Genomic DNA, 10,772 nt, shown 5'->3' with positions numbered 1-10,772 from the left:
ATCGAGAACCAGAAGAAGCCGTGGGACGGCAGCGTCACCAGGTAGGGCGTGTCCTCCACCGCCGGGAACTCCTCCCCGCCGACGACCTCGACGGGGGTGTACCGGCGGAACGCCCGGAGGTCGAGCCTGGCCGGCTGGGGCCGGGAGCTCAGGTTGTTGACGCACAGCATGACGTCGTCGTCGAGGCGGCGGGCGAAGGCGAGCACGGACGGGTTGGCGGCGTCGAGGACCTCGAGGGAGCCGCCCCCGAACATCGCCGCGTGGCGGCTGCGCACCTCCAGCATCGTGCGCATCCAGTGCAGGAACGAGCTGGGGTTGCGCATCTCGGCCTCGACGTTGACCGCCTGGTAGCCGTACACGGGGTCCATGGGCGGGGGCAGGTAAAGGCGGGCGAAGTCGGCCCGGCTGAAGCCGGCGTTGCGGTCCGGGTTCCACTGCATGGGCGTGCGCACGCTGTCCCGGTCGCCCAGGTAGATGTTGTCGCCCATCCCGATCTCGTCCCCGTAGTAGAGGATGGGGCTCCCGGGCAGGGAGAACAGCAGGGCGTGCAGCAGCTCGGCCACCTTGCGGTCGTTGTCGACCAGGGGCGCCAGGCGCCGGCGGATCCCCAGGTTGAGCTTCATGCGGGGGTCGGCGGCGAACTCGGTGTACATGAAGTCGCGCTCGTCGTCGGTCACCATCTCCAGCGTCAGCTCGTCGTGGTTGCGCAGGAACGTCCCCCACTGGCAACCGGGCGGGATCTCCGGCGTGGCGGCCAGGGTGGAGGTGATCGGCTCGGCCCGGCCCCGGCGCAGGGCCATGAACATGCGCGGCATCAGCGGGAAGTGGAAGCACATGTGGCACTCGTCGCCGTCGCCGAAGTAGTCGACGACCTCGGCCGGCCACTGGTTGGCCTCCGCCAGCAGCACCCGTCCCGGGAAGGCGGCGTCCACCTCCTTGCGGACCCGCTTGAGGAACTGGTGGGTCTCGGGGAGGTTCTCCCCGTTGGTGCCGTCCCGCTCGTAGAGGTAGGGCACGGCGTCGAGGCGCAGCCCGTCGAGGCCGATGTCGAGCCAGAAGCGGACCACGTCCAGCATGGCCTGCTGGACCTCGGGGTTGGCGTAGTTCAGGTCGGGCTGGTGGGAGAAGAACCGGTGCCAGAAGTACTGCTCGCGCGCCGGGTCCCACGTCCAGTTGGACGACTCCGAGTCCACGAAGATGATCCGGGCGTCCGCCCACCGCTGGTCGTCGTCGCTCCACACGTACCAGTCGGCGCGCGGGTTGGTGCGGTCCTGCCGGGACTCCTGGAACCACGGGTGGGCGTCGCTGGTGTGGTTGACCACCAGGTCGGCGATGACCCGGATGCCCCGGCGGTGGGCCTGCTCGACGAGCACTTCGACGTCGGCCAGGTCGCCGTACTCGGGGAGCACCGAGTAGTAGTCGGAGATGTCGTAGCCGCCGTCGCGCAGGGGGGACTGGTAGAACGGCAGCAGCCAGATGCAGTCGACGCCCAGCCAGGCCAGGTAGTCGAGCTTCTCGGTGACGCCCCGGAGGTCACCCGTCCCGTCGTTGTCGGCGTCGAAGAAGGCGCGGACGTACAGCTCGTAGAAGACGGCCCGCTGGTACCAGCGCTCGTCCTCCTCGATGGCGGTGACCTCGCCCGTGTGGTCGGGCTCGCGTGCGGGCCCGCCGGTCCCGGGCGAGTCGATGGCACTGCGGCGGATCGCTTGCTCCCGTTTCGACTCTTCGAACCGGGTGAACGCTACCCACCTCGGCGGCCCGCCACGCCCTACTCCTCGGGCGGGCGGCGGCCGGAGAAGAGGGCGAACGGGCGCGACGGCACCCCCAACGGCACCGACTCGAGGGCCGACTCGATGCGGGCGCCGAGCCTGCGGTTGGTGACGAACGGCGGGAACAGGCCGAAGCGCTCCAGGGTCACGTCGACCAGGCCGGCGTTGCGCATGACCGGGAACATGGCCGGCGGCCGCATCTGGAGCATGCCCCGCTCGGGCCCCCACGACATCTCGGGTGTGGCGAAGATCTGGACGTAGTACAGGGGGTTCCACGGGTTGGGCTCGATGAACGCGACCCGCCCGCCCGGCTTGACCAGCCGGCCGGCCGCCGAGAAGCAGGCGTCGAGGTCGTGCACGTGGTGGAGCACGAAGAACCCGATCACGGCGTCGAACGTGCCGTGCATCTCCGGCGGCGACGCCACCAGGTCGTGGCCGTGGAGGGGGATGCTCTCGGCGCCCGGGCGCTGCGCCAGCTTCTCGAGCAGGGCAGGGGAGAGGTCCAGGCCCTCGACGGCGACCCCCCGCTCGGCCAGGATCAGCGTGTAGCGGCCGAGGCCGCAGCCGACCTCGAGGACCTTGTCCCCGGGTCGGATGGCGGCCGACTGCATCATGCGGTCCACGTGGCGGCGCAGGTACTGCGACGACGGCCGCGTCAGGGTGCGCTGTTCGGACGTCTCGAAGTAGCTGCGCTGGAGCTGGTTGTGCCGGTCGAAGTCCGGCTCTCTCACGGCCGCCATGGGTGTCCCTTCCGTCGACGCCGACACGTCCCGCCGGCCGGTCCCCGCAGCCCGGCATCCGGGAGGACCGTCCGGTCCGTCGTGCGCCCCATTGATCCTAATTGCCCGCCCGGGGGCGGGTCCACGTACGCTCCGGCGGCCCGGGCCGTGCCGCGCTCGGCCCCGAGGGCGAGGCGATGGAGAAGGACGACAGGGTCACCAGGCGGGAGCGGGTCGTGGCCGTGCTGGCCCTGCTCGTGGTGTGGGTCGCCTTCGTGTTCCCCGCCTTCGCCGGCCAGGTGCGCTTCCCGGTGGACTTCGCCGGGCCCGAGGACCCGACGGCGGGGCCGGCACGGCCGGCCAACCCCGAGCACGGCGACGCCTACTACGCCATGTACCCCTGGCACGAGTACCTGGGGGCCCGGCTGGCCGACGGCGAGGTGCCCCTCTGGGACCCGTACCGCTTCGCCGGGACCCCGTTCGCGGCCGACGTGGCCGTGGGGGCGTGGTACCCGCCGAACCTGCTCTACGCGCTGGCCGACCCCCTGGTCGCCTTCACCGTGCTGAGCGTGCTGTCGTCGCTGGCCGCCCTGCTCGTCACCTACTGGTTCCTGCGGATCCTCGAGCTCCACCCGTACGCGGCGGCCTTCGGGGCGATCACGTTCGCCTTCTCCGCCTTCCTGGTGAAGTGGGCCACCAACGAGACGGTCATGGGGTCGGCCGTGTGGATGGCGCTCCCGCTGGGCGGGCTGGAGGTCGCCCGTCGGGGACAGCGGCTCCGGGGAACGGTGATCGCCGCCTTCGGGCTGGCCCTGGTCGCCCTGGGCGGGCACGCCCAGGTCGCCCTCTACGTGTGGGCGGCCGCCGCTGGGTGGGCCCTGTTCGGCCTCGTCGCCTCGCGCCTGCGGGCGGCGGGCGACGCCGGCGGCTGGCGCCGGGTGGTGGGCGACGCCGTGGCGCCCCTCGCCGCGGTTGCCCTGGCCCTCGGGCTGTCGGCCGTCCAGGTGGTGCCCGCCCGCGAGCTGTCGGCCGAGATCGTCCGCCAGACCACCACGTGGGAGGACGCCCGGGCGACGTTCCTTCCCCGCGCCCACCTCGCCACCTTCGTCGTGCCCGACTACCTGGGCAGCCCGGCGGACGACAACTGGGACGGGCCGGGGGTGAACTACACCGAGACCGCCCTGTGGCCCGGCCTGCTGACCCTGCCGCTGGCCGCCGTCGGCCTGCTCTCCCGCCGCCGCCGGGCCGTCGTGTTCTCCGCCGCCCTGGCCGCCGTCGGCGTGCTCGCCGTGCTCGGGACGCCCCTCTACCGGGTCATCCTCGCCCTGCCCGGCTTCGACCGGACGCTGTTCGCCACCCGGTTCGTGCTGTACGTGGACTTCGGGCTGGCGTGCCTGGCCGCCCTCGGTCTCGACCACCTGTTGCGCCGGCGCACGGCGGACCGCCGGGCCGTGGCCGTCGTGGCGGCCACCTCGGCCGCCCTGCTGGCCGGCGTGGCGTGGCTGGCGGTGGAGCGCCCGGCCACGCCGCTCCCGTCCTCCTACGTGGTGGGCCGGAGCCTGCGGGCGGCGGCGTTCCTCGCCGTCGGTGCGGCCGTGCTGGCCGTCCTGGCCCGTCGGCCCCCGTGGGCCGCGCCGGCGGCGTTGGCCGTCGTCGCCCTGGCGGCCGGCGACCTGTGGGCGACCGGCCACCGCTTCAACCCGTTCCACGAGAGGCGGCCCGTGTACCGGCCCCAGCCCGCCACCGACGCCCTGGCGGCGGCGCCCGGGGAGCGGCCCCGCTTCGCCGAGATCGGAGCCGCCTTCGCCCTCCCGCCCAACGCCTCCCTCGTCCACCGCCTGTCCGGCCTGGGCGGGTACGACGCCCTCATCCCCCGCAACATCGTGGAGCTGGTGGCCCTGGCCGAGGACCAGCGGGCCCGGGCCGCCCGCAACTTCCTGGGCCCGTTCCGCCCGGAGACGGCGAGAAGCCCGGTGTTCGACCTGCTCGGCGTCACCCACCTGGTGGGGACAACGGCCGCCGGGGTGGGCGAGCGGGCGGTGGTCCCCGGCCCCCTGCCCGTCTACGAGCGGGCGGGTGCCTTCCCGCCCGCCTTCCTGGCGTCGTGCTGGGAGGTGGTCCCCGACGGCGGGGTGCTGCCGCGCCTGGCCACGATGAGCTCCGACCAGCTCCGCGGCACCGCCGTGGTCACCGACACGGCGGCCGCCCGCCGCGCCCTCGGCGGGGCGGTGGGCGGTCCGGCGTGCGGCCCGGCGGGGACCGCCGCCGTCGAGCGCTACGAGCCCGAGCGGGTGACCGTGCGGGCCCGGGCCGACGGGCCGGCCGTCCTCGTCCTCAGCGACACCTGGTTCCAGGGTTGGGTGGCCACCGTCGACGGCGAGCGGGCCGAGGTGCTGGAGGTCGACCACGCCCTGCGGGGCGTCGTCGTCCCGGCGGGGGAGCACCGGGTGCACCTGCGCTTCGACCCGCCGTCGTTCCGGGCGGGGATCGGCCTCACGGCCGTCACCACCTGGGCGCTGGCCGCCGTCGCCGTCGTGCTCGCCGTGCGGGCCGCGCGCGCCGGGCGCCGAGCGACGGCTACGGCCTCTCGGGGCGGTCCGCCTTCCGGTCCAACGCCTCGAACAGGTCCGTCTCCAGGCGGTTGACCCGCTCGCCGTGGCGGCGCAGGGCGTCCCACAGGCGCACGTCCGACTCCTGGAGCGTGAGGTCGGCCTGCACCCGCTCGGCCGAGCGGACCTGGTCCATCTCGTGGCGCAGCCGGGCGACGGAGGCGTCGAGCTCGCGGAGGGCGCGCTGGATGTCTCGGTCGACCTCCCGCTGGTAGCCGGCGTAGTGCCCGAGCAGGCGCAGGACCGTGCGGCGGACGGCCCGGGTGACCCCGCCGTAGCGGGCGGGCAGGCCCACCGGCGGGCCGTGGAGCGGCCGGGACACGGCGTGGCGCACGGCGGGGAGCACGGGCTCGTCGGGCAGCGGCGGCGGCGCCGGGCCGCCCGCCGGCGGGTTCCCGGTGGCGGCGGCCCGCCGGGCCGCGATCGACGCCCGGGGCGGTGCGATCGGCACGTCGGCCGGCGGGCGCTCCAGGAGCACGACGTCCTGGAACCCCAGCGACCGCTGGGGCACGTAGGCCCTGACGGTGAAGAACCGGCTCCAGTGCTCGAGGACGTACCAGGGGGCGTGGAACGTCGAGTGGTAGGCGTCGCCCAGGGGGCCGCCGGTGAAGGAGTCGTGCTCGATGAACGCGATGCCGTTGCGGCGGACCTCCTCGACCACGGCGGCCGGGTTGCCTCCGGCGTTGGCCGAGGCCACCTCGAAGTCGGCGAGGGGCTTGTCGCCGTGGACGGTGAGCACCAGGGTGGCGCCCGGCCTGGTCACCCGCCGCAGCTCGGCCAGCCACAGGTCCTGGTGCTCCTCGTCCAGGTGGGTGAAGACGCTGTGGTTGTAGACGAGGTCGAACGTGGCGTCGTCGTAGGGGAGGGGCGGCACCGGCTGGTTCACGGCGAACCTCGCCCACGGGAGGTGCTCGGCGTCCCAGCGGACGGCCCGGGCGTCGATGTCGCAGCCGTGGACCTCGGCGGTGCCGGCCAAACGCTCGAGGTGGACCAGGATGCGGCCGCAGCCGCAGCCGAAGTCGAGGATCGTCCCGTACGAGTCGAGGTCGCGGCCGAGCAGGGCCAGCACCGACCGGAGGTCGCGCACCGACTGCCGGCCCGACTCGTAGAACGCGGCCTTGTCCTGGCCGGTCGCCACCCGGGAGACGAGCTCGTCGCCCGGCCAGGTCAGGTCCTCGTCGGCGACGCCGTAGGGCGCCAGGGTGGGGTCGGCGTGCGGCGAGGTGCTCAGGATGTCCGTCTCCGTTCCGTGGCGCTCCGTCGGGGGCGCCAGCCTACGGGCAACCGCCGCCGGGGCCGCCGGCCGTCGGGGGCGTTTGTGCGGCTCCCGCCCGCTCGACCATGCTTCGGGGGTGGCGCGACAGCGGGTGCTCCTGGCCATCCTCGTGTACCAGGGCCGCGACTTCGTGCCCGCCTGCCTCCATTCGGCCGCCGGGACCCGGGTGGGCCACCGCGACGTCGACGTCGTGGTGCTGGACGACGCCAGCCCCGACGCCGGCTTCAGCGACGAGCTGCGGGACCTGTGCCGGTCGCTCGGCTTCGGGTACTACCGCTCGCCCCGCAACCTCGGCATCCCCCGGAACATGAACCTGGCCCTCGCCCGGGCGCTCGACGGCGGCTACGACCACGTGTTCATCCTGAACTCCGACATCGTCATGCCCATGAACCTGGTGACGTCGATGATCCGGGTCGCCGAGTCGCACACCGGGATCGGCTCGGTCACCGCCTGGTCGAACAACGTCTCGCTGTTCTCGCTGCCCAACGCCGACGCCTCCGGCGTCCTGAAGCGCCAGGACACCGTGGACTGGATCTCGTCGGAGCTCGAGCGCGAGTTCGGCTCCTACGCCGTGGACGTCCCCACCGGCGTCGGGTTCTGCCTCCTGATCCCGACGCCCGCCATCCGCAAGGTGGGCTTCTTCGACCCGGTCTACGGGCGCGGGTACTGCGAGGAGGTCGACTGGTGCCTGCGCAGCCGGGCCCGTGGCTACCGCGCCGTCCTCGCCCCCGGCACCTTCGTGTTCCACGAGGGCAGCGGGTCCACGCTGCCGGCCGGCATGGTCGCCCACCGGGAGACGACGGTCGCCGAGCACGAGCTGATCGTGGACCTGCGCTACCCGTGGTACCGGCGCGACGTCGACGCCTTCCTCGACCTCGGGGTCCTCGAGCCGCTCGTCTACCGGGCGCTCAAGGCGGTGGTCGGCCGGGCCGCCACCCGCCTGGGCTACGACGTCGAGGCCACCTGGGTCCCCGGCCCCGCTCCGGGCGACCGAGTGCGGGCCGTGGCCGAGCCGGACGGCACGTCGGGCGAGCTGCTCATGCAGTACGCCGGCTTCGACTTCCGCATTCCCGTCGGGGGCGACGACGTGTCGGCCGCCCTCGCCGCCGTCACGCCCGTCCCCCCTCGCCGCGTCCGCATCCACGACCGGGGCTCGTGGTCCGACCACCTCTCCGCCGTGTGGACCGGCCGCGTCCCCGTGGAGGACCTCTACCGGTACCCGCAACGCGTCTGAGCAACCTGTGGTCGAAACGACTCGGATCCGGGTCGTTCCGGCTACAGGTTGGGCGTCAGCCGGGGACGGCCAGGAGCTTCACACCGGAGATGCCCAGTTGGGACAGGGGGTGGCGGGCGAGCTCGGGGGGGATGTGCACCGACTCGGACTGGAGCTCGAGCTTGGCGACGCGCAGGGAGGCGGCCAGCAGCGCTCGCTGGAGGTCCTCGAGGGTCACCCGGTTGAGGGTGTCGAACACCTCCAGGAACTCCTCGATCACGGCCCGGGGATAGCGGGTGGTGGCCCGCACGTCGGCCTTGATGTCCTCGGCCGGGCGCAGGAGGTGGGCGAACCGGTCGGGGATGCACTGCCACAGGTGGGCGCCGTGCTCGGAGTGGTACAGGGGCCAGATCTGGAGCATGAGGATCCCCCCCGGGCGCAGCACGCGGTGGATCTCGCGGAACACGGCGATGGGGTCCTCGACGTGCTCGAACGCCGACCACGTGAACACGAAGTCGAAGGCGTCGTCGTCGGCCGGCAGGGTGCGGGTGCCGCAGGTGCGGAACTCGAGCGACGACGGCAGCTCGTCGCACACCCCCTCGGCCCGGGCCCGCTCGAGCAGCCACTCGGGATCGGTGGGCACCACGTCGAACCCGACGAGGCGGGCCGGCTCGGCCTTGTGGACCACCCCCAGGTCGATGATCCCGTCGCCGCACCCGACGTCGGCCACGCGCTGCCCCGTGAAGCTGATGCCGTCGCCGGCGAGGAAGTCGATGATCTGGTCGGCCGCGTCCTTGTAGTGCTCGACGAACCAGGCGGACGTGTCGCGCTCGCCGGTGGACAGCCCGGTGCTGCCGACCATCTCGTCGTAGTGCACGTCGGGCCGCGCCCGGAGCTGCTCGGTCATTCCCGGCGAGCGTAGTCGCCGGATGCCGCCGGCCCCTCCTACAGGGCGTTTCTTATCGACCAGATGCGGTTGGCCAGCTTGAAGGCCTGGGAGCGGCGCATCTGCTCGTGCGTCGAGCGCAGCTGCTCGTGCTCGCGCCGCAGGTCCTCCAGCTCGCGGCGGACGGCGACCAGCTCGTGCCCGGCGCTGATCAGCCGCTGGGTGAGGTCGACGACGCGGGCGTTGGCCACCTCCACGTCGAGCAGGGCCTGCTCCAGCGACAGGCGGTCGAGCTGGCGCTCGAGCTCGCTCGGCGCCGGCTCCGGGGCCCGGCGGGGGCCGATGCTCGTGGTGATCTCGTGATCGGTCATGCCCCTGCGTCGCCTCCTCGCGCCGGCGCCGCCAGCAGCGTCCGGTAGACCTCGACCAGCTTCGCCGCCGTCGCGTCCCAGGTGTAATCCTGGCCCGACCGCAGCGCCGACGCCACCTGGGCGCGCGCCGTGGCCGGATCGGCGAGCAGCTCCTCGGCCGCATCGGCCAGGGCCGTCGCGCTCCAGTCGGCGGCTTTCACCGGCAGGTCGCCCACCACCTCGCCCAGCGGGCCGAAGGGGACCAGCACCGTCGGCGTCCCGAAGCGGGCCGCCTCGTAGGGGACCAGGCCGAATCCCTCGGCCGAGGTCGGGTAGAGCACGACGTCGGCGTGGTGGAGCAGCCAGTTGCGCTCCTCCGAGGTGACGTCGGGGATGGTGAACACGTCGTCCCGTCCGGAGGTCCGGACCGCCTCGGGCACCCGGGACGACCCGTAGGGCACCGCCGCGCCGGCGAGCACGAGCGACAGTGCGAGGCCCCGGCGCCGCAGCTCGGCCACGACGTCGATGGCGATCTCGCGGTTCTTGTGGGCGTAGTTGGTGCCCAGGACCAGGGCGAAGCGGCCGGCCACGAACCCGCGGGCGAGCAGCTCGGTGGGGACCGACTCGGCCTCGTCGCCCCGCAGGTGGTCGGTGCCGTTCTCCACCACGAACACCCGGTCGGGGTCGACGGGCAGGCGCTCGAGGGCGAGGTGGGAGCGCACGTCGTGGCTGATGACCACCACGCCGTCCGCCCCCGCCGTCACGTGCTGCATGGCGTGGCGGGTGGACCTCCACTCGTCCGACGACTCGTGGTAGGCACCCACGTGGTAGGAGGTGAGGTCCTGGATCGTGACGACGGTGCGGGCCGCCACCTTGAACCACGACGGGTGCACGACGTCCACCGGCTGGAAGGGGCGGTGGGCGATGTCGACCGGCGCGTACCCCGACACGTCGGTGCCCGGGGCGAAGCAGGTCTCCACCTTCGGGTGGGCCACCAGGGCGGCGGCGTAGCGGGGGACGTCGCTCACCAGGGCGACGCACACCTTCTCCACGTCGGGACGGCGGGCCAGTGCCGCCGCCAGCGACGTGGTCTGGACCTGCGTGCCCATCTCCTTGGCGCCGAGGCACGACCCGTCGATCAGGACCCGCAGGCCCAGCACCTTGGCCCGCGAGGCGGCGTGCACGGTGGCCAGCGGCGAGCACCCCGAGACCATCTCGTCGTCCAGCATCCACGCCGCGTACGGGTGACGGGCGATCAGCCAGCGGTGCTCGTCGGGGTCGAGCCAGGGGTCCTCCACCCGACCGAGGTCGTAGGGGCGGGAGACGAACGTGTTGGGCTCGACCAGGTCGAGGAAGCCCTTGTGGCGGGCCCGCAGGCTGAAGTCGGCGACGGCCACGTCGGCGCGCCGCCCGTCGTCGTCGCCTGTCAGGGGGCCGACAGCGGACAGGGCGAACGCCGACAGGAGCACGGCGGGCCCCACGGCGAAAGCGATCGGGGCGGGCGCCTGGTCGGGTGCCGTGGTGCGCAGCCGCCGGGTGATCGACTCCTCGTCGTCGCTCTCGACCTGGTGCGACACCGGGTGGTTCCGGTACGGGAAGCTCAAGAAGGCGGCGGCGTTGCACAGGAACGAGACGGTGGCGACGCGCATGTCCCCGTCCAGCGCGGCCACGGCGCGGTCGAGGGCGCCGGGGGGGAACAGGGTCGCGTCGTGCACCAGCAGCACGTGGCCGCCGGACGTCGACGACACCACGTCGACCAGGTCCGATGCCGACGTGGCCTCCACCGCCGAGGCCCCGAGGGCGACGAGGGGGGCGAGGGACTCCAGGTCGGGCGCCCCGGCCACGACCGTCACCCCGGGGTGGGCGGCGCGCAGCGAGACGAGGGTGGGGACGTACGCGTCCGGCGAGGCCCCGGCGAACACGGCGGCCACGACCGGGCGGGCGCTGGAG

General features: G+C 73.6%; 8 protein-coding genes. 2 read left to right on the top strand and 6 right to left on the bottom strand.

The features are described from left to right. Both treS and VM242_15940 read right to left on the bottom strand, forming a co-directional pair. On the bottom strand, window positions 1-1,625 hold a 1,625-nt coding region (gene treS, locus VM242_15945), incomplete at its 3' end, for a maltose alpha-D-glucosyltransferase (GenBank protein HVM06650.1). Between the two features lie 143 nt (window positions 1,626-1,768). Continuing rightward, on the bottom strand, window positions 1,769-2,509 hold the full coding sequence (locus tag VM242_15940; protein HVM06649.1) for a class I SAM-dependent methyltransferase: 741 nt from the start codon (window positions 2,507-2,509) through the stop codon (window positions 1,769-1,771). A 176-nt stretch (window positions 2,510-2,685) separates the two neighbouring features. Here VM242_15940 and VM242_15935 point away from each other — a divergent pair, with 176 nt between their 5' ends. Then, on the top strand, window positions 2,686-5,133 hold the full coding sequence (locus tag VM242_15935; protein ID HVM06648.1) for a YfhO family protein: 2,448 nt from the start codon (window positions 2,686-2,688) through the stop codon (window positions 5,131-5,133). Here VM242_15935 and VM242_15930 read toward each other — a convergent pair. Beyond that, on the bottom strand, window positions 5,066-6,478 hold the full coding sequence (locus VM242_15930) for a methyltransferase domain-containing protein (protein HVM06647.1): 1,413 nt from the start codon (window positions 6,476-6,478) through the stop codon (window positions 5,066-5,068). The genes VM242_15935 and VM242_15930 overlap by 68 nt on opposite strands. Here VM242_15930 and VM242_15925 point away from each other — a divergent pair. Beyond that, window positions 6,450-7,607, top strand: a complete 1,158-nt coding sequence (locus VM242_15925) for a glycosyltransferase family 2 protein (protein HVM06646.1) — start codon at window positions 6,450-6,452, stop codon at window positions 7,605-7,607. The two genes, VM242_15930 and VM242_15925, sit on opposite strands and share 29 nt — an antisense overlap. 55 nt (window positions 7,608-7,662) lie before the next feature. Here VM242_15925 and VM242_15920 read toward each other — a convergent pair whose 3' ends face one another. From VM242_15920 to VM242_15910, 3 genes are all read right to left on the bottom strand, one after another. Beyond that, the gene (locus VM242_15920; GenBank protein HVM06645.1) at window positions 7,663-8,493 is read right to left on the bottom strand and encodes a class I SAM-dependent methyltransferase; all 831 of its coding nucleotides are present in this window, start codon (window positions 8,491-8,493) and stop codon (window positions 7,663-7,665) included. Between the two features lie 38 nt (window positions 8,494-8,531). After that, window positions 8,532-8,843: a hypothetical protein gene (locus tag VM242_15915; protein HVM06644.1), complete on the bottom strand. Its 312-nt coding sequence runs from the start codon at window positions 8,841-8,843 to the stop codon at window positions 8,532-8,534. Further along, a partial coding sequence (locus VM242_15910; GenBank protein HVM06643.1) for a glycosyltransferase occupies window positions 8,840-10,772 on the bottom strand: 1,933 nt, incomplete at its 5' end. The genes VM242_15915 and VM242_15910, both read right to left, overlap by 4 nt.

The organism is Acidimicrobiales bacterium (assembly GCA_035540975.1).
Lineage (GTDB): Bacteria > Actinomycetota > Acidimicrobiia > Acidimicrobiales.
Note: the sequence above shows the minus strand (reverse complement) of the source record. Positions and strands in the feature narration are given on the sequence as shown.

Coding starts and splice junctions, on each gene's coding strand:
- VM242_15940 (HVM06649.1), bottom strand. CDS start 2,509: ATGGCGGCCGTGAGAGAGCCGGACTTCGACCGGCACAACCAGCTCCAG.
- VM242_15935 (HVM06648.1), top strand. CDS start 2,686: ATGGAGAAGGACGACAGGGTCACCAGGCGGGAGCGGGTCGTGGCCGTG.
- VM242_15930 (HVM06647.1), bottom strand. CDS start 6,478: ATGGCCAGGAGCACCCGCTGTCGCGCCACCCCCGAAGCATGGTCGAGC.
- VM242_15920 (HVM06645.1), bottom strand. CDS start 8,493: ATGACCGAGCAGCTCCGGGCGCGGCCCGACGTGCACTACGACGAGATG.
- VM242_15915 (HVM06644.1), bottom strand. CDS start 8,843: ATGACCGATCACGAGATCACCACGAGCATCGGCCCCCGCCGGGCCCCG.